The organism is Paenibacillus sp. CCS19 (genome assembly GCF_033239625.1).
Classification (GTDB): Bacteria; Bacillota; Bacilli; order Paenibacillales; family Paenibacillaceae; genus Paenibacillus_T.
Window position 1 is genome coordinate 84,314 of record NZ_BTCK01000018.1, and the last position, 22,235, is coordinate 106,548.

Here is a 22,235-nt window from a genome sequence, read left to right on the forward strand (position 1 = left end):
GGACCGTATGGTTGTGTTAAGAGACACGGGCTGTTTCACCTGCCTTTGGTTCTTTCGATTGCGGCGGCTGACTCCGCTGCTTCGGCGTCATATCGCCCGGCTTCATATACGGCACGGATACGAGCGCCGGAAGCATCAGATAATGCTGCACATCGTCTTCCGTCCGAATCGAATCGTCGAAGTAATCGATCAGCAGGACCAGCCCGATTCCGAGCAGCGCCGAGAGAACCGCGCCGATGACCATGTTAAGTGTAATATCCGGTTTGACCGGGGCAGGCATTTTATTCGGATCGGCCATATGCAGCAGGTACACGTTGTCGACCTTCATAATTTTCGGAATTTGCATCTGGAACACTTGAGATACACTGTTGACGATCTTTACCGCCCGCTTGTAATCCGTGTCCTGATAGTAGAGCGTGACAACCTGCGTACCGTTAACCGAGCTGAAGCGGATTCCTTTCATCAGCTGCTCCGGGGATACGTCAATCTCTGGATGCTTCTCGACGACCAGACTCATAATGGATGGCGTACGGATAATCTCTTTGTACGTGTTGATCAGGCTAAGATTCGTATTGATCATGTTCAAGTCAAGCTGGAACGACCCGGCGCTGCCGATCGTCGAGTTAACGATAAGCTTCGTATACGCCTGATAGACCGGCTTCATGACCCATGTACTGTAAGCACCGGCGGCGGCTGTCCCGATTGCGGCAATGACGAGCACAAGCCACAGTTTTTTGCGAATAAGCGATACGATCAATTTCAGGTCCAGTTCCTTGGTCAATCGACAGTTACCTCCATCCTTTTCCATCAAGGTGCTAATTTCGATTCGTCTCGATTATGTCATAACCAATTCCAGGCGAATGAGGGGACAAGGTAATATTTTCAATTAGGCACGTGAAATCATTTTATTCCAGCATCTCCTGCGCAATATTTCCTAATGATTACAAATGGAAATTGATAATTGTTGAGCAAAATAAACATACCGCCTATCATTAATGTTATTATTTGGTAATGTAATTCATGTTTGCGTGAATACGAATTACGTTTGCGTTATCGGCCCTTGGCAACATCATTTACAAGACGCCAATAAAACCCGGGAATGCTTTAGCAGCGGGAAGTTTCTACTGCAACGATTGCCACGGAACGACGCAATCGCTGTTGCGTGACCGCAATGAAGCCAACTCCGCTCGGGGGACTTGCGATGCACGAATCCGCGGTTTCTAGGTCATGCGCCTCCTTGCTCTCCATTTGCACCCGATTGCGGGAATGCCATCAAGACCATTCCTGCATCGCCGCATGACGCAACAACCCGGGTTACCCCCTCATACAGTCCTATAATCCGCTCCTTTCCTTGACCAAAGAGGTCCTATTCGTTCTCGAACAAGCATGCATTTCACATACGACAGGTACTAAATAACGGCCCTTAGCTGCAAATCGTCCGTAAAATACAAAAAATCGGCCTCCGCACAAGGCGGAAGCCGATTTCTCTGTTTTCCACTAGGATTTAATGACAACGATTAGGTCGGTTGTCCCGTTGAAGCGACAGCCGCACGAATCGCTTGGCTTAGGTCGTCGAGGATATCCTCGATCGCTTCCGTGCCGATCGACAGACGGATCAGCCCCGGCGTTACGCCGGCTGCGATCTGCTCTTGCTCCGACAGCTGTTGATGCGTTGTGCTCGCAGGGTGAATGATAAGCGACTTGGAGTCGCCCACGTTCGCCAGATGCGAGAACAGCTGCACGTTGTTGATCACTTGGCGTCCCGCTTCGAGCCCGCCGCGAATGCCGAACGTAAGAATTGCGCCTTGACCGCGCGGGAGATACTTCTGCGCAAGCTCATAGGACGGATGGCTCTCAAGACCAGCATAGCTTACCCACTCGACCGCCTCATTCGCCTCGAGGAACTTCGCAACCGCCAGCGCATTGGAGCTGTGGCGCTCCATCCGAAGGTGCAGCGTCTCGAGACCTTGCAGCAGCAGGAACGAGTTGAACGGCGACAGCGATGCGCCGAGGTCGCGGAGCAGCTGGACGCGTGCTTTAATAATGAAGGCAATCGGTCCGACTGCTTCCGTATAAACAACGCCATGGTAGCTTGGGTCCGGCTCTGTCAGGCCCGGGAACTTGTCATTCGCCGACCAATCGAAATTGCCGCTGTCGACGATCACGCCGCCGATCGACGTGCCGTGGCCGCCGATGAACTTCGTCGCGGAGTGAACGACGATATCCGCGCCGAATTCAATTGGACGGAGCAGGTACGGGCTTGGGAACGTATTGTCCACGATGAGCGGAATGCCGTTCTCATGCGCAATTGCAGCAACTGCCTCGATATCGAGCACGTCGCCTTTCGGATTGCCGATCGTCTCAGCGAAGACCGCTTTCGTCTTCGGCGTTATCGCCGCACGGAAGTTCTCCGGATTGGACGCATCGACGAACTTCACGTCTATGCCGAGTTTCTTCAGTGTGATAGCGAATAGATTATAAGTTCCTCCGTACAGGGTGGAAGAAGAGACGATCTCATCGCCTGCACCGGCAATATTGAAGATCGAGTAGCTGATTGCAGCTTGTCCGGAAGCGACGGCAAGCGCTGCTGCTCCGCCTTCGAGCGCTGCAATCCTTTTCTCGAATACATCGCTCGTCGGGTTCATGATCCGCGTATAGATGTTGCCGAATTCCTTTAAACCGAACAAGTTCGCGGCATGCTCCGTATCACGGAAGCCGTAGGATGTTGTCTGGTAGATCGGAACGGCCCGAGACTGCGTCGTCGGATCGATCTCTTGGCCGGCGTGCACTGCTTGTGTTTCGGGACGCCATTGTTTCTGCTCATTGGACATGGTCAGGATACCCTCCTAAAATGTGTTTGACAGCTGGCTGACAAGATACAAAAAAACGAAATCGCAGTAAGGCTCTTCAAGCCATCTTCGATTTCGTCTCCAGTACGTCCGGTCAACGTATTTCGTTTTTACCTAATATTTCGGCAATTATGCCTACCATTATTTTCATGTACAACCGTTCCTGCTGTCAAGCTGAATACCGATTGTTCTTATCGATTTCACGAGCTATTCTATACATAGTCCAAAATAAACGAACGGCTAGTTCACCAAATCCGATTGGAGGTCGCGATTTTGTCAGTTTCAGCTATTCGCTACGGCACATACGGCTATCGCTTCGCTGAGCAGCAGATCGGTCCGCTGTTCCGTCCATTCGCTGTCGGCTTCGATCGCGTGAGCGATATCAACTACGATTGGGACGGCATGAAACGCGTCGATGGTCCGCTCTATCTGCTGCAATATACCGTTTCTGGCCGAGGTGCCATTCGAATCGGAGATATCACGCACTCTCTTGAAGCAGGACAAGCCTTTCTCGTCGATATCCCTGGCGATCATCGCTACTACCTGCCGGAGGGCAGCAAGCATTGGGAGTTTTATTTCATCCTATTCCGCCAGCAGCATGCCGAAGGTCTATGGACCGATATTGTTCGCAAGCTCGGCACGGTCCCTGTACTTCCTCCGGATAGCCCCGCTGTCCGCACCCTTCGCAGCTTGTACATCGATGCCCAGCAGAATCGGCTGCAAGACGCCTATCATGCATCGGCGGCCGTGTATCAGCTGCTTATGGATCTGCTGCGTTCCGCAAGCTCTGATCAACAAACACGAGACAATTGGCCGGACACGGTCCGTCTGGCAGCCGAGCTGATCGAGCAGGATTGCGTCGCATACAGCAATCTGGACGAGATTGCTGCAGCGGCAGGCGCGTCCAAGTTCCATCTGTCGCGCGCCTTCACCCGCTATGTCGGCATGCCGCCGATGACCTACGTGACGAAGCTGCGGATGGAGCGTGCTGCCGAGCTGCTTCGCGGCTCCGCTTATCAGTCGTCTGCGATCGCGCAGCGTCTTGGTTATTCCAGTGCCAGCTATTTCACGAAGGTGTTTCACCAGTGGGTTGGCTGCACGCCCGGCGAATTCCGCGAAGGACGTGCAACCGCGTCAATCGATCGGTTGAATATTTATACGTAAGAATTTGTCCCGATCATCAGTTGCGGATCATTCGAATCATTCCGCTGCTGTCCCAGCGGCAACAACGGTCAGCAGCAAGCCGTCTTCTGGAAGCTCTTCATCTCGATAAGCGACAAACCTCATATCCGCTTCCGGATGTGCAGCGCCCATAATAGCCTCTGCGATTTCATTCACTTCAAAGAGATTGAAATCACAGGCACCTGCAATGCTCAAGAGCACATGCTCCGCTTTATTAAGGCGGTCTGACAGCTGTTCATTGCGGAGCAATTGATTCACTGCAGCTTGAATTCGGTCAGGCCCTGCCGCACGGCTGCTGCCGAATTGGGCACATCCTAAGTCGCGGGACCAATTCTTCATGTCTTCAATGTCCTTCTCGTCATCATAGAATGGTGACCGAATAAACGTCATCATACAATTTACTGCTTCATCCTCAAACTCGTTGACTTCGTTCATTGGAAGCTTGAATAACAGGTCCGCCTTTTCCCCATTGAGCTCTGATGCACGGTCAGCCTCGCCCCCTACTGGTTCTGGCAAAATACAGATGACTACGATCCCCAGCTCCCTAGCCTTCTTCGCAATGAATGCAGATGCAGCACATCCCCATTCATCATCCATTGTCGCGATTATGAACAACATCTCGCGGCCTTGAATCGCCTCTCTAACAATCAACCAATCTTGTTCTGCTAGTTCAGTGGAGCACAAGATTGAATGAATGGCATCGGATACGACCGGCTGAGAATGATCTTGTATTAAATAGAAGGTATTCATTTCCCCGTACCGATTCGACAGCTTGCTCAACACGCCTGCACTTCTGCTGCCTATCCCAATTACCGGGATGGACAAATAATGAAGAAGCTCTCCCTTGTTAGACTCCTTCTTGTTCAGGAATGTATCGCCTATCACTTCCAGCGGCGAGGCCTGCAGTCTATTGCTCATCGATTCTGTCAACGACTGTAGTCTTTCTCGCTTCTCGATGATTCTCGCCATTTCTTGATCTGTTTTCCGTTGAAGCTCGCCCATCATCTGCATCATCGTCTCCCTCCGATTATCCGCAAGCACCGTCTTAATATCGTGAAGAGAAAACCCGATTTGCTTCAATACAACAATGATGCCAAGCTTTTCTCTCTCCGCAGCGCCATAATAACGATAGTTCGCATCCGTCGTTCTAGCAGGTTTAATCATGTCTAGCTCCTCGTAATATCGGATCGTCCGAATCGATATTCCCATATCAGCGGACAACTGCCCGATCCCTATCAATCCATCCATCCTATCGATGTCCTCCCATCTTGCTTCGCTCTATCTATTCGCAGTATAAAGTCTTCCGCCGCGGAAGAGTCAAGCGTCTGATAGAAGCTAATATCATTACGGATTGAGCACGTGATAGGTCTGGCTTCAAATAACTCCTGGCTTCGATCCTCAGCATTACAACAGAAGCGACATATATGCGCAAGATTCTACCATTCACCCGCAAGATGTTGGGATAGTCAAGCTGGTATCTTTGCAATATGATAGGGTTAATAGCATGAAAAGCTGCTCATAGCAGCTCTCCTTCATGAAGCAAGAATCTAACAAAAGAGAGGTCACAACGTTGACGAACCATAACCATCATAACTTTGCAGAGCTCCCGCCGATGGGCTGGAACAGCTGGGACTGCTACGGCGCAGCCGTGAACGAAGACGATGTACGCGGCAACGCTGAGTATATGGCAGCGAACCTGAAGCAATACGGCTGGGACACGATCGTAGTCGATATCCAATGGTCGGAGCCAGGCGCCAACTCTTCCCACTATCGCAAATACGTACCGCTCGAGATGGACGAGTATTCCCGTCTCATGCCGGCTGTGAACCGTTTCCCATCCGCAGCGAACGGTCAAGGCTTCAAGCCGCTGGCGGATTACGTGCACGGACTCGGCCTCAAATTCGGCATCCACATTATGCGCGGCATTCCTCGCCAAGCAGCACACGCAAATACAGCGCTTCTCGGAACGACGGCAACAGCGCGCCAGATCGCGCATCCGAACTCGATCTGCCCGTGGAACACGGACATGTACGGCCTCGATGCGAATGTCGAAGGCGCGCAAGCTTACTACGACTCGCTGTTCCAGCTGTATGCATCGTGGGGCGTTGACTACATCAAGGTCGACGATATCGCTGCTTCCCGCCTGTACGGTATCCATATGGATGAGATCAAGATGATTCGTCAGTCGATCGACAAATGCGGCCGTCCAATGGTATTGTCCCTGTCGCCAGGTCCAGCACCTGTCGACCGTGCGCAAGAGCTGATCGAGAACGCGAACATGTGGCGCATTACCGACGACTTCTGGGACATCTGGCATCTGCTGCTCGACATGTTCGACCGCTGCGAGCGCTGGGCGCCGCATGTTGGTCCAGGCCACTGGCCGGACTGCGATATGCTGCCGCTTGGCCATATCGGCATCCGCTCCGTTGACGGCGGCGGCGCTGACCGCATGACGCGCTTCACGCGCGACGAGCAGCGTACGATGATGTCGCTCTGGTCGATCTTCCGTTCCCCGCTCATGTTCGGCGGCGAGCTGCGCGATAATGACGACTGGACGAACTCGCTGCTGACGAACGAAGAAGTCATCCGCGTTCTGCGCGAAGGCTCCAATGCACGTCTCATCAGCCGTGAAGACGGCCGCGTCGTGTGGGCATCCGACGCAGCAGACGGTTCGCTGAACGTTGCGCTGTTCAACGTCGGCGAAGAGAACCAGGTTGTGTCGGCTGACTTCGCTGGTTCGGTCCGCGACCTGTGGGAGCGCCAAGACCTCGGCACGCTGGACAAGCTCGCGTTCGAGCTTGCGCCGCACGCTTCGATTCTGCTGAACGTGAAAGCATAATCTAATGAAATGAAGAAGGCACCAGGCATGCGCTTTGACAGCGCGATTGCCTGGTGCCTTTTTGTCCAACCACTCGGTGTATGGTCGCCGATGGATCCCTGCGCGTTATAGCAATAAGCGAGACAAGTACGTCATTTCGCATTCACTGGCGCAACGTCAAGAAATTCCTCCAATGTAATGCCACGGTCGCGAATCTCTTTCGCCATCGCGGCAGGACCAATGTAACGGATATGCCATGGCTCGTACTTGTAACCCGTAATGCTCTCCTTGCCCTTCGGATAGCGCACGATGAATCCGTATTCCGCGCTGTGCTTGCTCAGCCACTTCGCTTCCTTCGTATCGGCGAAACAGGAGGATACGGCACATTTGCCGTCTTCGCCGCTCACATCGATCGCAAGTCCCGTCTGATGTTCGCTTGTGCCGGGAATCGCGCTATATTTGACCGCTGCGGCATAACCGTCCCGGTTCACATAATGCTGGAACAACCACTTCTGCGTGCTATAGGAACGATAAGCCGAGACGCCGCTCAGATGAACGCCATCCTTCCGAGCGCCATCGAACAACCGCTCAAGCGCCTTCGCCGCTTCCCTGCGCATCTTTCGTTTCTCCGTTTGCTCATTGGACAGAAACTGGACGTTCGGGTACACGAGATCACTCGGCGTATAGCTGGATGGCAAATAGATGAATTTGTTCACGATCACTGCGATCGAAAAAGGGAATGGAGAAGGCTGTTTATTATTGGGCTGGGATAGCCGGTGAAAATGACGAATCTGCTCCTTCTTCCCTTGTGCCGATTCTGGTGTTGTTGGTCGGGTCGGGACGGTTGGCGTTTGTTTCGTTGGTGCCGGTATCGTTGGACCTGGTGTCGGTAATGCGTTTTCCGTAGGCCCAGGAGCAGGGGCTGGAGCCGGCGCTGGTCTAGGCTCGGGTGACGGATTCGGTTTGCTGCCGCACCCTGCTGCGATACTTCCCATCATGACGATTGCAACCACTAGAACGACAACTTGCCGAACCTTCATCCAGCCATCTCCTCTGCATACGTGTTGTGGTGCACAATACAATTATGCCCTCACACGCTATGCAGAATGTGCTTACAGCCAGCTGCTCCCGCTTCCTCTATTTGCTAACTATTTGCCCCAATCGCCCAATACAGCTCCAGGTTGGAACAGGCGTTCAACTCGCTTCTCAACCTCTGGATCTGGGATGAGCGGCGGCGCCTGGTGCGGCTTCACGCGCGCGTCAATGATCACATTGTCGCAGCCCCAATGCTTGAACTCGTACCCAGCGTTTACACCGTAGATGTCGTGCGAAGGGTTGCTGCGCGTGAACGTCGCCCATAAGAAGTTGTTGATCGTCTCGCTGACGAATGTGCTGTCATCGCACAAGATAATCATCGGAACCGAAGCTAGCGACGAATCCGCCCCATTATCAGCTTCAAGCAGCGCCTCGCTGAACTGCTTCATCTCTTCCGCGGCAGCCGCATAACTCGTGAACGCCGACGACTGGATCGCAACGACACCCGGCATAACAAGCCGCGCATTGTCATAGCCGCGAATTCCCTTCAGCACTTCCGGCACCTGACGGCACAACTCCCGCTTCTGGTCGCCATAAGCTGCGAATACCACCTTGCTGCCCGTGTTGAGCCCCGTACCCGAGTAATCGAGCGTATCGATCGTCGTGTTCGTCTGAAAATGAATGTCCCGCCGCAGATCGATTCTTTCTAATATATACGTCAGAAAATCAACCTCGTCATGCGTATCGAGCGGCCGCTTGTCCTCTGCCGTAATGAAGAGATACTTCGCAAGGCTCAACTGGCCCGTCCCAAGAATCCGATTGGCAATCGTCAGCAGCTCGGCTGGCTGCTTCACCGGCTGATACGGCGTATAACGCTCGCTGCCGATCGCGAACAAGAGCGGGTGAACGCCCGCCGCATCGACGGCGTGAACTTCCTTCACCCCTGGAATTTCTCCTTTGATCGCATCGCCCGTCAGCTCATGAATGAGTGCGCCGAACGAAGTGTCCTCCTGCGGTGGACGACCAACAACGGTGAATGGCCAGATCGCATTCTTGCGCGCGTACACCTTATGGATCTTCATAAGCGGGAACTCATGCGTCAAGCTATAGTAGCCAAGATGATCGCCGAACGGTCCTTCCGGCTTCGTCTCGCCTGGATGAATCTCGCCCGTAATAACAAAGTCCGCATCATGGCTGATGCAATAACCATCAATATAGCTGTAACGGAATCGGCGTCCTGCCAGCATGCCCGCGAACGTCATCTCGCTCAATCCCTCTGGCAGCGGCATTACGGCGGATAACGTATGCGCAGGCGGCCCCCCCACGAAAATACTAACCTTCAGCGGCTCGCCCTTTCGTGCCGCCTTCTCTTGATGGATACCGATACCGCGGTGGATCTGATAGTGCAGACCGATCTCGCGGTTCATCTCGTAGTCGTTGCCGCTAAGCTGCACGCGGTACATGCCGAGGTTCGAATTCATAATGCCAGGCTTCGCAGGGTCCTCTGAATACACCTGCGGCAGCGTAATGAACGCACCGCCGTCCATCGGCCAGTGCTGAATGAGCGGCAGGTCGGAGATGCTGATCTCCTGTACCGCAACCGGCGGCGTACCGCTCGACTTCGATGGCAGCGCATTGAAAGCAGCAAGTCCTGTGCTGACATGCTTGAACGGGCTCTTCAGCGCCGACATCGGATCGTTGCGCAGCGCGATGACGCGCTCAGCCGCTTCCCACGTCGAGCGGAAAATAAATTTGCTCCGCTCGATCGTCCCGAACAGGTTGGATACGGCGCGGAAGCGCGAGCCTTTCACATTTTCGAACAATAATGCAGGTCCCCCTGCTTCGTACACCTTCAAGTGTATCGCCGCCATCTCTAAGTACGGGTCCACTTCCTCGCGGATGCGCACCAGATGGCCGTGCTTCTCCAGATCGTTCACACATGCTTCCAAACTGCGGTACATATTCGTATGCTCCATTCTATCGTCCTTGTGCTGCCTATATAAATCAAGTTAAAACCAAATGACGAGCTGTGTCAAACGACGAACCTGTGCCAATTCTGCTTGCTCCCTAACAAAAAGGACTCCCCCTGTCAGCCAACGCTGTGACCTTGATCAGGAGAGTCCTTATGTATTTCAATCCGCTAACTTATTTCGCGCTCTGTTTCGCTTCCTCTAACTGTTCATTCTGGAACCAGAACGTATCGCCCGTTTCATTATCGCAGCCTGTCAGCTTATAGTAAGAGCCTCCGTGATCCTTATCTTCCGCAAGCTCAATGTCTCGGCAGCTTGTACTCGGACGTCCTTGATCGCTGCCGTAGGCATCCATCGAGTTATCGTACGTATACTTGATGACCTCCGCGCCATCGTAGACCAGCTCATAGAAGATCGGATCGCCTTCAATTGTATACTGCGTAATGCGCACTTGATCAGGTACGCCAACGTCGAGATTAGCGAGAAACAGCTTCCACTTGTCCAGATTGTACATTTTGCCATGGACATTGACTACGTCGCCGTTCGCGGCGGCTTGGTCAACCTTGTAAGGATCAGAGACTGCAGGGAATGGCTCTGGCTTCGGTGGCGGCGCAACGGTCTCTCCCGGCGCTGGTGCAGTAGATGGATTGGTCGTACCCGAAGTATTATTGGGGCTATCCGACTTCTCGCCACAGCCCGTTAGAAGCACGAATGCGGCAGCTGTTGCAAACATCCATTTGTTCATATTCGAATCACCTCAAATATAAGAACGTTATAGCAGGTCCGAATGTTCCAGCCCTTTTCAGCAAATTCCAATTATGGTACGGTTGTCTCATCGAGGTGATATTGTAATGATCAAATGGTTGTTAGCCTTATCGCTCTTCTTCACTCTGGCAAGGTGCGACGGTGCTCCTTCTCAGCAGCTCGGCCCGCTGCCTGCATTTTCCGAGGCCCTGTCTTATACAGTAGAGAAAGCGCTGGCCAACGGGGATGTTGTGGAGCCGATAGACCGATTAATAGGAGTAGAGCATTGGGAGAGATTTTATACGAATTACCGAATCGGTACGCCCGATCAGGTTCGCATTACGCAATACTCCCTTGAAGGTGCTCCCATCTTCTACGAATTGGTTTATAACGGCAAAGATACCATTACCTACACGTTTGATAACACGATGGACTCTTTTGGTTCGCCTCAGCGAATCCATACAACTTGCCATTCCATTATCAACGATCCCAATGTAAACAATGGCGCAGTTTACCGTCTGAGCAATTGTAAGGATAAACAGATCAGCCAAACGTTCCAATTCAAGATCGATAACGTACTTCCTATCCCCTCTTCCCTGCGCGAATAAAATAATCCCATGTCAGACGTATGCTCACTCGCATACGTCCGACATGGGGATTTCTTACTCACCTAGCTCGCCTACCGCTGCGCCATCAACAGCTCGCTATACACGCCGCCTTCGCGCGCCAGCAATTCCTCGTGCGTCCCGCTATCCGCAAGCCGCCCGCTGTCGAGGACATAGATCCGGTCGGCGTTCTCAATCGTCGACAGACGGTGTGCGATCATAATCGTCGTCTGGCCTTCGCGGCGTTCATCGAGCGCTGCGAGCAGCTGACGCTCCGTCTCTAGATCAAGCGCAGACGTCGCCTCGTCGAGCACGAGTATATTCGGGTTGGTCAGAATCGCGCGCGCAATCGCTATCCGCTGGCGTTGGCCGCCGGACAGCTTAATGCCCCGTTCGCCGACCTGCGTATCGTAGCCGTCCGGCAGACGTTCAATGAAGCTGTCGATCTGTGCAATCCGACAAGCCTCCATCATATCCTCATCCGTGAGAGATTCCCGCCCCATAAGCAGGTTCTCGCGGATCGTGTCCGGGAACATATAAGGATCTTGGAACACGATCGACAAGCCGCCCGTCCATTGATCACGGTCCAGTTCATACAATGGGATGCCGTTGACGCGAATGCCGCCCTCTTGTGGGTCGTAGAACCGGACGAGCAGCTGCGCAATCGTCGATTTGCCGCCGCCGCTTGAACCGACGAAGGCGAGCTTCTTGCCCGCCTGCAGATCTGCGTTCAAGCCGCGGATGACGTCCGGAAGTTCCTCCGCGTAACGGAACCGAATGCCGTCGAAGTCGATCCGCTTCGGCGCTTCCGTCAGCTTCTTCGTACCCGCCTCGTTCTGCTCCATCGTCAGAACGCCATTGACCCTATCCATGTATGCGAGGTGGCTCGACACGCCCATGAAGAACTGGAACAGGTTATAGCACGAGTCGGACATCTGCGTCGCGAACTGGAAGACGATAACGAACGTACCGATCGAGATGCGTCCGTGCATCAGCTCATAACCGCCATAACCGAGCACGATCAGGCTGATTCCCCACTTCATCGGATCGCTCCACCGCATCTGACGGTTGACGAGCTTGGCTTCATCCAGCACTTGCTCGAAGTAACGCTCGAACAGCTTGTTGTACACCTTCTCTTCCCACTTGAGCCGATGGAAAGCAACAACCTCACGCGTCGACGCTACGCCTTCCTCGATACCGATTAACAGCGCCGTCCGGCGCTCCGATACCCGCTTCGCCGCCGCCTTCAGCTTCGGCGTGAAGTAGTAGCCCGCTCCCAAGTAGAAGCCGCACATGACAAGCACCATGAGCAATAATGTCGGGCTGGAGAAGCCGATGAAACCAACCAGAATGAGCAGGTTGATTCCCTCCTGCACGCCTCGCGGCAGTTGCCAGCCCATGAAGCTGGCCGACATGAACAAGTCCTGCGTCATCGTGTACACATACTTGCCGTTGCGTTCACGGCCGAATCGTTCGATCGGCACGTTCTCGATGCGTCCAAGCATGCGCTGCAGCAGCGAATGGCTGATGGCGAATTCGTTCGTGACGAGCTGTCTGCTCGTCAGCGTGAACATTAACGCATGCACAATGCCTGCCACGGCGAACACTGTAACGACGGCGGGCAGCCAGCTGTATTTGCCTTGGCCGAACACGTCGTCGATCAAAATTTTCTGCACATAGACCAGTGTATAGTTCGATACCGATTCAAGCGCTAATAATAGAAGAACAAGAATATAAGACCGCTTCACGATCATCATGTTGCGCCACATAAACTGGATGTAACTCATACGGCCTTCACCTCATCCTTCACAGCCGCAGCACCTGCATGTCCCTGCTCCAGCTCATACAGCAGACCGCGGCGCGCCATCAGCTCCTCGTACGAGCCAACCTCTGCTGCTCGGCCTTCATGCACAACGACGATCCTGTCAAAATGCTTCACCGTCGACAGCCGATGCGCAATCGCGATCGTCGTCCGGCCAACAAGGACACGATCCAGCGCCTGCTGCACTTCGTATTCGCTGACGTTATCGAGCGACGAGGTCGCTTCATCCAGCAGAATAACGGCTGGCTGCTTAATGAACATGCGCGCAATCGCGACGCGCTGCTTCTGCCCGCCCGACAGCTTAATGCCGCGTTCGCCGACCTGCGTATCATAGCCGTCCGGCAGCTCCATGATGAAATCATGGGCATAAGCGGCCTTCGCAGCTTCGATGACTTCCTCATCTGTTGCGCTTGGCATGCCGAATTGAATATTTTCCTTGACCGTCGAGCCGAATAAATACGTCTCTTGGAACACGTAACCGATTGAATCGCGCAGCTTCTCAAGCGACATCTCATGGATCGGTACGCCATCCAGCTTCACGACTCCGCCGGTTGGATCGTAGAATCGGCCGACCATTTTGAACAACGTTGTCTTGCCGCCGCCGCTTGTTCCGACGAATGCGATTTTCTCGCCCGGCTTAATGTCCAGATCGAATCCTTTAATGACGAGCGGCTGGTCCGGATAGCCGAACTCGACGTTCTCGAACTGCAATCGTCCGCGCACGACAGCAGGCTCAATAGGATCATCCGGATCTTCTATTAAGATCGGCTTGTGCATGAAATCATACAATGGCGCCGTCTGGTGAATGATGAGCCGCTGCTCCGTCAACTGCGTGACAAGCAAAGTCAGCTTGAACATCGTCGACATGTAGAGCAGGGTGAACGCAACGAAACCGCCCAATGAGACCATATCATGCTTCAGCATATAGTAGCCCGTCAGGAACAGCGCAATAGCTCCCATATAGAAAGTAATGCGGCGGAAGCTGCCGCGTGCGAAGCCATAGGTAGCCGCAGCTAAGTAGTCGCGCGTCCACTTCTTATGTTCCTCATACGTACGGCCATGGTACCAAGGCTGGACACCGAATGCGCGAAACTCGCGGAAGCCCGATACGCTCTCGTACACCTTCTGGTTGAAGGCGATCCTGCCCTGCCCTGACTTTTTGCCATAATGCGCTGCCTTCTTCTCGAAGTATGGACCGAATAAGTAGTACAAACAGAACGTTGGAATCATAATGAGCGTCAGCCATGCGTTAATATTGAGGAGCAGAATGATGGCGACGGTAACGTACAATAAGTTATCAATAATGCCGGGCAAATACTGTCGGTAAATCCGCTGCACCGACATGACCTCGGAGTTGAACATCGACAGCGTCTCGCCGGCCGGATGCCGTTCATAATGCGCGAATCCGAGCTTGCGCAGCTGCTTGAAGATCGTGCTCTGCATATCGCGCGCCGCCAGCTCCCCGATGGTCCGCTGCAAGATGTTCCGTTTGTTCTTGGCGAACAACATGAGCACGTTCACCGTGACGAGAAGACCAAGCAGGCCGTAGAAGACGTCAAACTTCCCTTCTTGCACAACATGGTCAATCATGTACTGAATGACCTTCGGCGTCATCGTATCGCCAGCAACGGAAAGTACAGCGCAGAGTGCAAGCAGTGCAATCTTTTTCCCGTATGGCCTTAGAAACGACAATGCCCATAGATACGATCGCCTTGTCGCAACGCGGTCCGAAACCTTCATGATGTTCCCCTTCTTTCTCTCCTTCGATAAATTTACATTCCCTCAAGAAAAAGCCATCTTCATAGTCTATCGAACGTATGTACTTTTGTAAACGTTTTAATGTATACGTTAATTCTCTTGTCCTGTGTACCAAAAAAACGATCAGCAACAATATGCCAATCGCTTCTTCATCCCTTATTAACTGCTTATGAAGGCAAGACGAGATTCGGCGAAACAGCCTTCCCATTCGTCACAACATAGGAATCTGTAATTGAATACCTCTGACTCGAGCTGCCGCCAGAATAAGTCACTGTATAAGTACCGTCAGGAAGGATAACCCCATACTTCCCATTACTGAAGTCAACCATTGCAAGACCCACGTTGGTCTGACTTGGATCACTGCTCAACGAGAACCATAAAGTTCCGCCTTTCATAGGCTCCCCCGAGCTAGATTGAAGAACGCCTTGTACCTCGCTGCCCGCGATGTCTTGGACAACCGTCATGGGCACCTTAACATCCGTCACTTCAAACTTCTTGCTAATCTGAACGAAGAGGATCCTCTCATCGTTACCCCAATAGTAATCGTTCCATGTATATGACCCTCGCGGCAAATACAAGGCAACTTCTCCATTCACCGGCTTGTAGTCAAATGAGCGATTCAACTGCGGATCGGTTAGCATAATGGAGCCACCCTGTTTGAACAAAACGCCATTCCGATTGATTTGCAACCGTACGTTCACCGGATGTACGATAACATCTATTAGAGCATTTCCTGCTTCCGGATCGGCCTCGTAAACCATATACACATCCCATTGCTCGTTATTCGCATGATCGACCTCGATGCGATTGAAGAATATCTGCCCCTTCTCTTCTACGGAGAAATCCGCTTGCCCCTTGTCAATTGCGGCTCTTTCTTCTCCGCTGCTTGTCAGCATCACAAGCGTGCCCGATTCTACTGGCTTACCATCCTCATAGTGAACGTTTATCGTCAAATCCGGCTGAGGCTGTGACACCCCAAGAAATACGCGATCCTTATTCTTGACGGTAACCGTATAACCCGACAGTTTGGTCGACCGATATGGCGCATTGTTCTTTTGCAATACTGTGGCTGAATAAGTGCCTTCCGGTACGTCGATACGATAGTAACCATTCGCAATCGTGGCGATATATTCGGTTGGCGACTCTTCTTGACTCCTGAACGTAATAAATCCTTGCTGCACGGGCTGCCCATTCTTATCTACAGCGTAACCGAATAGGATTGCTTCCTTATGCGAAGTCGCAATAGTAATTTTCTTATCTGCTGCGTGGTATACCGCATTGATTCCGAATATGCCGCTGACCGATTTGAATGGGATGCAGAGTTTGCCTTTAATCGTTGTCGCCGCCTGAGTAAGGGGTACTGGATCTCCGTTAATCGTCGCCTTCTTGGAACCGCTCGTCAGCGTAACGATCGTCCCGCCCCATTGCACGTTCGTCTTTCCATTCGCATTCGCCGCTTTGCCCCCAAGCGCTGCCGCAATCGGAGCAACAGGCACATAGGATGTTCCGTTCATGACATATGCCGTTTCCGATGACAGTCGATCATCGATCACTAACTTTACTGGTGTTGTCGCACTGCTGCCGTTATTTCCTGGAGCAGCGGCTGCTGCCTGCGTACTTCCTTCGAACCCTAACAGTAACGCTAACAGCAGTAGTATTGCGCCAATGAACGATCGTTGCAGCTTCATATGATCAGTCCCGTCTCAAGTTTTTCATACACCATTTTAGAAATATGAATGACCTATGTTATTTTAAATTGTAAATTATGGTATAGCAATTAAAGATCGTATAAATTTTTTACACAACAACAAAGAACCCCAAAGGCTTGTCAGCCTTCGAGGTTCTCTTCAATTACGCATACCGCTTTACGCCAACTATTACTTGCCGCTCCACAGATCAACGCGCTCTTGGATGTATTTCGTGTACTCGTCTTCGTATTTCTTCACATCGTTCTTCTCGAGCTCCGCCATGAACGCATCCCACTTCGCATCGAATTCCGATGGCTTCGAGAGGATGATTTCCGGAATGCTCTTACGAACGATTGGCGTCAGCTTGTTGTAGATGATGTTCGCATCGGAGTCGCTCGGAATTGGCAGGTTCCATGCAGCGCCCCAAGGCTTAGGCGAGAATTCCGTTTCCGATGGGTAGAAGTCTTTCCACGTCGTTTTGCCGTATTTCTCGAGCACTTTCTTGTCTTCAGCCGTGTACGCAGCCACGATTTGCTCAGGGAAGTTCGTCGTGAAGTAGTTGCCCGTCGAATCTTTTACGCCGTCGCCATAGTGCGGAGCGTAGTTCGTCCACAGACCGATACCCGTCGTTTTATGGAAGTTGGAAGCGTCGTTCGTCTTCTTGTCTTGAACGTCTTGCGGAATGACGCGTTTGCCGTTCTCAACTTTGTATTGCTCGCCTTCGAAGCCCCAGTTGATCATGATTTGGCCTTCTTCGGAAGCCAGGTAATCAAGCATTTGGATAATGCGCTCCGGATTCTTCGTGTCCTTCGAGATCATGAGACCCCAGCCGCCCATGAAGCCCGTTGGTTCGAACGAGTGGTCAACCGTCTTGTCATTCAGCTGTACGGAGTAGAAGCCGTAAGCTTCGTTGCCTTTGCCGTCTTTCTTCAGCGTATCGATTGCGGATTGGAAGCCCCACTTCTGGTCGATTACGCCAACGACGCGGCCTTGTGCGATTTTCGATTTGTACTGGTCTTCCTTCTGTACGAACGATTCTGGATCAAGGAGACCGATATCGTTCATGTGGTTCAGCCAGCGGAAGTATTCTTTCTCTTCCGGACGACGATAGTGGAACGTCGCTTGGTACGTCTTCGGATCGATGTATACTTCACCGTCATCGGATGCGCCCGTTGCTTGGAACGCCGGGTTCGTAACGGAGATCATGATGCGCCAGTCGTCTGCGAGCAGCGACAGACCGAGCGTTTTCTTGCCGTCAGCAGTTGTCGGGTGCTTCGCAACGTAGTCAGCGATAACTTTCTCGTAGTCTTGAACCGTTTTGATCGCTGGATAGCCGGCTTCTTCTACAGCTTGGTGCTGCAGGGAGAATGCGCCGCCTGCATCGAAGTACGTTTGGCCTACACCGTCATACGTTGGAATAACATAGATCGCTTGATCGTCGTTGCTCCATTTCAGACGGTTCCAGTAGTCTCCGTATATCTTCTTCAGGTTAGGACCGTACTTCTCGATCAGATCCGTCAGGTCAAGCACTGCGCCTGCGTCCACGAACAGGTTCGAGCTGCCTTTAGCGGAGATGATGTCTGGGTAGTCGCCGCTTGCTGCAACGAGCGATACTTTGTTCGCGTCAGTCGCGAAATCCATTTTGAGCGTGATGCCCGTTTTTTCTGTAATCTTTTTGCCGATCGCGTCTTGCATTTGGTTCCAGTCCGGACTTGGATCTGCCGCCAACATTGTATACGTGATTGGTGTCGTATCTACTGCCGGAGTTTCCGTCGTTGTGCCCGTGCCCGTCGTGCCTTCCGGCTCTTTCTCTTTGTCCGAAGAGCCGCATGCTGCAAGAGAACCAACGAGCATAGCGCTCGTGAGCAGCAGGGCAGATGTTTTCAAGACCTTACCTTTCATACCGATACCCTCCCTAAAATGACAAATCATATATTGTATAACAGGCCGGACAGGCCGGCCTGTTCATACCGTAGGTCAGAGATGCTGAATGCAAGACGACGATGCGGCTTAAGATTTAACAGCGCCGAGCGTCATACCGCTAACGAAGTAACGCTGCAGGAACGGATAAACAACGAGAATCGGCAGCGATACAACGATTGTGATGGCCATCTTGATCGATTCCGGCGATACGCTCGTTACGATATCGGTAATGTTCTTACCGCGTACGTCCGAGGAGTTCGTCGTCGATTGCAGAACCTTCGTCAGCTCATACTGGAGCGTTGTCAGGCTCGGCGTACTGTTGTTGTATAGGTACGTATCGAACCAGGAGTTCCATTGACCGACCGCCAGGAACAAGGCGATTGTTGCGAGCACCGGCTTACAGAGCGGCAGAATGACACGCCAGTAGATGGTGAAGTCATTCGCACCGTCGATCTTCGCCGATTCTTGCAGCGCGTACGGCAAGCCGTCGATGAACGAACGGATGACGAATACGTTGAATGCACTTACGATGCCTGGCAGGACGTACACGCCGAACGTGTTCATCAAGTGCAGGTCGCGGAACAACATGTACGTCGGAATCAGACCGCCGGATACATACATCGTCATCGCCAAGAAAGTAGAGACGAACTTGCGGCTTTGGAAATCCGGACGCGCCAAGCAATAAGCGAGCATTGAGCCGCTAAGAAGGCCGAGCAGCGTGCCGACGATCGTACGAAGCACCGATATTTTGAAGCCTGTAATCAGGCCGGAGTAAGCGAAGATCGTTTCATAGTTCTTCAGCGTGAATTCACGCGGGAAGATCGTAAGACCTCCCCGAACCGTATCGTTCGATTCGTTGAACGAGATTGCAAGCACGTTCAAGAACGGATACAGCGTGATAACAAGAACTAAGCACATGACGAGGACGTTCGCCCAGTCAAACATTTTATCGCTCAAAGTTGCATTGAAAGTTGCTGTATTTCTCGTTTTAGACATAGCTGATACATCCCCTTTCTACATGATGCTTTCTTTCGTTACACGCTTGAACACACCGTTCGCAACGAAGAGCAGAATGACGCTGACAACCGAGTTGAACATACTGATCGCTGTACCGAATGAATATCGGTTCTGCGTAATACCGTTATTCAAGGCGTACAAGTCGAGTACTTCCGAGTAGTCGATAACCCTCGGGTTGCCCAGCAGGAATTGTTTCTCGAAGCCGATCTGGATCAAATGGCCGATCGACATGATCAACAGGATCGAGATCGTCGTCCGAATACCTGGCAGCGTAATATGCCAGATGGTCCGCCAGCGGCCTGCACCGTCGACGCGTGCCGCTTCATATTGCTCAGGGTCAATGCCCGTGATTGCGGCTAAGTAGATGATCGTGTTCCAGCCCATCTCTTTCCATACATCGGATGCGGTTACAATGGACCAGAAGTATTTCTCTTCGCCCATGAACAGAATCGGTTTATCGACGATGTGCAGTCCTACAAGAATGTCATTGATAACGCCGCCATCGATCGAGAGCATCTTCGTTACGATACCCGCAACGACTACCCAAGAAACGAAGTGAGGCAGATAAGATACGGTTTGCACGAACCGTTTGAAGAACTGACCGCGGAGCTCGTTCAGCAGTACCGCGAACAAGATCGGTACGGTGAAGCCTGCTACCAAGCTCATGCTGCTCATCGCCAGCGTATTGCGAATGACGAGGAAGAAACGGTCATCTGAGAATAAGTCAATGAAATGCTTGAAGCCGACAAAATCCTGTTTCCAGAACTGCCAGATGGTCCGCCCTGGACCTGGTCTGTACTTCTGGAATGCCATAATCCATCCGAAAATCGGCACATAGCTGAATATGAACACCCAAATAACGAACGGAATGGTCATGAAGTACAAGTATTTTTGTTGAAGCGCCTTGTACCAGAAGCCTTTGTTTTTCGTTTCGCCGGACTTTTTATCGTCCCGAATTGTTGCCTCCATGCTAGCCCTCCTTCTTTCATAAACAACATCATACTTGATTCGAGCACAAGCTTTGCACCCGATATATTCGAACAAAAATCATGTACAATTTCACTATGAGAGACGGTCTGGGTTAATATGTAACCCTTGGTTTCGCATTATACTGTAAGCGATTCCATCTCGTTTGCTTCCTAATCATACCCCTCGGCAAGCACTGAATCCTACCCGATAAATGTGCACTGAAATACATGAGAAATTAGACATGATCCGCGCGAAAAAGACAAAAAAAACCGTCCAACGCAATCGTTGGAACGGTTCTCTCGAATTTGTACGGTCATTTAGGAAGGCCGCCCTTTGAAAGCGGAGGGAGATACCCCTTCATATTTCTTGAATTTCGTATGAAAATAATCAACGCTCGCGTAACCGACGCGCTCCGCGGCTTGATGAACCTTCAGTCCTTGCGCGAGCAGCTCCTTCGCTTTCTCGATGCGAACCTTATCCAGATACGTGTTGAAATACTCGCCCGTATGCGTCTTGAACAGCTTGCCGAGATAGCTGCTGTTATAGTTGAACAGGTCCGCGATCGTCTCCAGCTTCAGGTTCTCGCTATAATGACGGCGGATGAAATCCTCGACTTGCTTGATAATGGTCTCTGGACTATGCTCCGAAGCATACCTCACGGTTCCTTCAATCGCTTGGTTGAGGTGGCTGACGAGCGACCGCAGGCTCCGCTGCCGAATGATCTCCGAGATGACAGGCGCGAATGATTGGGTCGATGTGAACGTCTTCGGATTCGCGGCAGCCAGCTTATTGAACGCCACTGACGCGGTCTGGGCCATTGACGACTTCACCGTTTCTTCGTCCAGCCTCGCTTCTGTCATTCGAGCGGCAAGCGCCTCTACCGTTCGAAACGCACTCTCCTTGTTGCCGATATCAAGGGCCAGGAATAGCTGATCGGCATAGCTGTCCAGCTCGCCAGGCTCCAGAATAGGCCGCGGCTCCGCTGCGCCGTCTGCCTGCACGATGACGCCCATGCCAAGCACGAACCGCTGCCGCATGCCGTCAAGCGCCTGTTCATAGGATTGGCGGACATGCAGGAAAGTGTCGACCTTGCTGCCTACGGATAGGAATAATGGGACCTTCTCACTGTCCAGCAGCTCCGCCAGTTCCCGGCGCCACTGCGCTTCACCCTGCTCGTCCGCTCGCAGCAGAATGCCCACATAAGGCTCCGCCAAGAAGACAAAGCTCGTCTCCTTGTCCAGCTCCCTGCTCCACCTGCTCTTAAGAAGACCGATTCCTGCTGACTCCTCATCTTCCGTCAGGTCAGCTTCTGCGAGCGCAACGCGAAATCCCGTCCAGTTCAAACCGAGCCGCTGCGAGATCGGATCCCACAGCTCCTCGCTGAGCGAATCGCCAGCCATTCCCGTTACGACCGAGGCGATCAATTGCTCGCCCCGCCATGCCACTTCAGATTCCTGCTGGCGTTTATGCTCCTTTTCTTCGATAATCCGATCTCGAATGCGCGCCAGACTCTCGCATAGCTCTTTCTCGTCAACTGGCTTAAGCAGGTAACCGTCGACTCGGAAGCCAATCGCCTTCTTCGCGTAGTCGAAGTCCGAATAGCCGCTCAGAATAAGAAAGTGACAGTCGCTGCCCTTCTCGCGAATCCGCTCGATCAGCTCCAACCCATTAATGCCGGGCATTCTGATATCGACCAGCATGAGATCCGGCTCCAGCTCATCGGCCTTCGCCAATGCTTCTCTCCCGTTGGCAGCCGTCCCGCATACTTCGAAGCCGTAGTCTTCCCATTCAATCAGCGTCGTCATCCCTTCGCGGATTGATGGCTCGTCATCTACGATCAATACTTTATACATGC

At 52.4% G+C, this 22,235-nt stretch carries 16 protein-coding genes; 3 read left to right on the forward strand and 13 right to left on the reverse strand.

Annotated elements, in window-relative coordinates:
• Positions 1-16: 16 nt before the first annotated feature.
• Both SBI19_RS14550 and SBI19_RS14555 read right to left on the reverse strand, forming a co-directional pair.
• Positions 17-781 (reverse strand): YveK family protein, encoded by a 765-nt coding sequence (locus SBI19_RS14550; RefSeq protein ID WP_317969356.1) that lies wholly within the window; start codon positions 779-781, stop codon positions 17-19.
• A gap of 736 nt (positions 782-1,517) precedes the next feature.
• Positions 1,518-2,831: a homocysteine synthase gene (locus SBI19_RS14555; RefSeq protein WP_317969358.1), complete on the reverse strand. Its 1,314-nt coding sequence runs from the start codon at positions 2,829-2,831 to the stop codon at positions 1,518-1,520.
• 291 nt (positions 2,832-3,122) lie between these two features.
• Between SBI19_RS14555 and SBI19_RS14560 the strand changes: the two genes are divergently transcribed.
• Positions 3,123-4,013: an AraC family transcriptional regulator gene (locus SBI19_RS14560; RefSeq protein WP_317969360.1), complete on the forward strand. Its 891-nt coding sequence runs from the start codon at positions 3,123-3,125 to the stop codon at positions 4,011-4,013.
• A 36-nt stretch (positions 4,014-4,049) separates the two neighbouring features.
• On the opposite strand, the gene SBI19_RS14565 is transcribed toward SBI19_RS14560, so the two are convergent.
• Complete coding sequence (locus tag SBI19_RS14565; RefSeq protein WP_317969362.1) at positions 4,050-5,279, reverse strand: MerR family transcriptional regulator; 1,230 nt, start codon at positions 5,277-5,279, stop codon at positions 4,050-4,052.
• Between the two features lie 286 nt (positions 5,280-5,565).
• Between SBI19_RS14565 and SBI19_RS14570 the strand changes: the two genes are divergently transcribed.
• Complete coding sequence (locus tag SBI19_RS14570; protein ID WP_483312293.1) at positions 5,566-6,870, forward strand: glycoside hydrolase family 27 protein; 1,305 nt, start codon at positions 5,566-5,568, stop codon at positions 6,868-6,870.
• A gap of 131 nt (positions 6,871-7,001) precedes the next feature.
• Here the strand turns inward: SBI19_RS14570 and SBI19_RS14575 are convergent, their stop codons facing one another.
• The 3 genes from SBI19_RS14575 to SBI19_RS14585 form a co-directional block, all read right to left on the reverse strand.
• The gene (locus SBI19_RS14575) at positions 7,002-7,889 is read right to left on the reverse strand and encodes a M15 family metallopeptidase (RefSeq protein ID WP_317969364.1); all 888 of its coding nucleotides are present in this window, start codon (positions 7,887-7,889) and stop codon (positions 7,002-7,004) included.
• Positions 7,890-7,997: 108 nt separating this feature from the next.
• The gene (locus tag SBI19_RS14580; RefSeq protein WP_317969366.1) at positions 7,998-9,845 is read right to left on the reverse strand and encodes a UbiD family decarboxylase; all 1,848 of its coding nucleotides are present in this window, start codon (positions 9,843-9,845) and stop codon (positions 7,998-8,000) included.
• A 184-nt stretch (positions 9,846-10,029) separates the two neighbouring features.
• Positions 10,030-10,599, reverse strand: a complete 570-nt coding sequence (locus SBI19_RS14585) for a DUF4362 domain-containing protein (RefSeq protein WP_317969368.1) — start codon at positions 10,597-10,599, stop codon at positions 10,030-10,032.
• A gap of 106 nt (positions 10,600-10,705) precedes the next feature.
• Between SBI19_RS14585 and SBI19_RS14590 the strand changes: the two genes are divergently transcribed.
• A complete protein-coding gene (locus SBI19_RS14590; protein WP_317969370.1) occupies positions 10,706-11,206 on the forward strand; it encodes a DUF4362 domain-containing protein in 501 nt (166 codons plus the stop codon).
• A 71-nt stretch (positions 11,207-11,277) separates the two neighbouring features.
• Here the strand turns inward: SBI19_RS14590 and SBI19_RS14595 are convergent, their stop codons facing one another.
• The 7 genes from SBI19_RS14595 to SBI19_RS14625 all read right to left on the reverse strand — a co-directional run bounded on the left by SBI19_RS14595 (position 11,278) and on the right by SBI19_RS14625 (position 22,233).
• Positions 11,278-12,990: an ABC transporter ATP-binding protein gene (locus tag SBI19_RS14595; protein WP_317969372.1), complete on the reverse strand. Its 1,713-nt coding sequence runs from the start codon at positions 12,988-12,990 to the stop codon at positions 11,278-11,280.
• Positions 12,987-14,765: an ABC transporter ATP-binding protein gene (locus SBI19_RS14600; protein WP_317969374.1), complete on the reverse strand. Its 1,779-nt coding sequence runs from the start codon at positions 14,763-14,765 to the stop codon at positions 12,987-12,989. The genes SBI19_RS14595 and SBI19_RS14600 overlap by 4 nt, the downstream gene beginning before the upstream one ends.
• 185 nt (positions 14,766-14,950) lie before the next feature.
• Positions 14,951-16,471: a copper amine oxidase N-terminal domain-containing protein gene (locus SBI19_RS14605; RefSeq protein ID WP_317969376.1), complete on the reverse strand. Its 1,521-nt coding sequence runs from the start codon at positions 16,469-16,471 to the stop codon at positions 14,951-14,953.
• A gap of 189 nt (positions 16,472-16,660) precedes the next feature.
• Positions 16,661-18,373, reverse strand: a complete 1,713-nt coding sequence (locus tag SBI19_RS14610) for an ABC transporter substrate-binding protein (protein WP_317969378.1) — start codon at positions 18,371-18,373, stop codon at positions 16,661-16,663.
• A gap of 108 nt (positions 18,374-18,481) precedes the next feature.
• On the reverse strand, positions 18,482-19,390 hold the full coding sequence (locus SBI19_RS14615) for a carbohydrate ABC transporter permease (protein WP_317969380.1): 909 nt from the start codon (positions 19,388-19,390) through the stop codon (positions 18,482-18,484).
• Positions 19,391-19,408: 18 nt separating this feature from the next.
• Positions 19,409-20,380, reverse strand: a complete 972-nt coding sequence (locus tag SBI19_RS14620; RefSeq protein WP_317969382.1) for an ABC transporter permease — start codon at positions 20,378-20,380, stop codon at positions 19,409-19,411.
• Between the two features lie 317 nt (positions 20,381-20,697).
• The gene (locus tag SBI19_RS14625; protein ID WP_317969384.1) at positions 20,698-22,233 is read right to left on the reverse strand and encodes a response regulator transcription factor; all 1,536 of its coding nucleotides are present in this window, start codon (positions 22,231-22,233) and stop codon (positions 20,698-20,700) included.
• Between the last annotated feature and the right edge of the window lie 2 nt (positions 22,234-22,235).

Excerpts from the sequence above, each read along its gene's own strand:
- SBI19_RS14610 (WP_317969378.1), bottom strand. The coding sequence starts at position 18,373 with ATGAAAGGTAAGGTCTTGAAAACATCTGCCCTGCTGCTCACGAGCGCT.
- SBI19_RS14565 (WP_317969362.1), bottom strand. The coding sequence starts at position 5,279 with ATGGATGGATTGATAGGGATCGGGCAGTTGTCCGCTGATATGGGAATA.
- SBI19_RS14605 (WP_317969376.1), bottom strand. The coding sequence starts at position 16,471 with ATGAAGCTGCAACGATCGTTCATTGGCGCAATACTACTGCTGTTAGCG.
- SBI19_RS14590 (WP_317969370.1), top strand. The coding sequence starts at position 10,706 with ATGATCAAATGGTTGTTAGCCTTATCGCTCTTCTTCACTCTGGCAAGG.
- SBI19_RS14585 (WP_317969368.1), bottom strand. The coding sequence starts at position 10,599 with ATGAACAAATGGATGTTTGCAACAGCTGCCGCATTCGTGCTTCTAACG.
- SBI19_RS14595 (WP_317969372.1), bottom strand. The coding sequence starts at position 12,990 with ATGAGTTACATCCAGTTTATGTGGCGCAACATGATGATCGTGAAGCGG.
- SBI19_RS14615 (WP_317969380.1), bottom strand. The coding sequence starts at position 19,390 with ATGTCTAAAACGAGAAATACAGCAACTTTCAATGCAACTTTGAGCGAT.
- SBI19_RS14620 (WP_317969382.1), bottom strand. The coding sequence starts at position 20,380 with ATGGAGGCAACAATTCGGGACGATAAAAAGTCCGGCGAAACGAAAAAC.
- SBI19_RS14600 (WP_317969374.1), bottom strand. The coding sequence starts at position 14,765 with ATGAAGGTTTCGGACCGCGTTGCGACAAGGCGATCGTATCTATGGGCA.
- SBI19_RS14625 (WP_317969384.1), bottom strand. The coding sequence starts at position 22,233 with ATGTATAAAGTATTGATCGTAGATGACGAGCCATCAATCCGCGAAGGG.
- SBI19_RS14575 (WP_317969364.1), bottom strand. The coding sequence starts at position 7,889 with ATGAAGGTTCGGCAAGTTGTCGTTCTAGTGGTTGCAATCGTCATGATG.
- SBI19_RS14570 (WP_483312293.1), top strand. The coding sequence starts at position 5,566 with ATGAAGCAAGAATCTAACAAAAGAGAGGTCACAACGTTGACGAACCAT.
- SBI19_RS14580 (WP_317969366.1), bottom strand. The coding sequence starts at position 9,845 with ATGTACCGCAGTTTGGAAGCATGTGTGAACGATCTGGAGAAGCACGGC.
- SBI19_RS14555 (WP_317969358.1), bottom strand. The coding sequence starts at position 2,831 with ATGTCCAATGAGCAGAAACAATGGCGTCCCGAAACACAAGCAGTGCAC.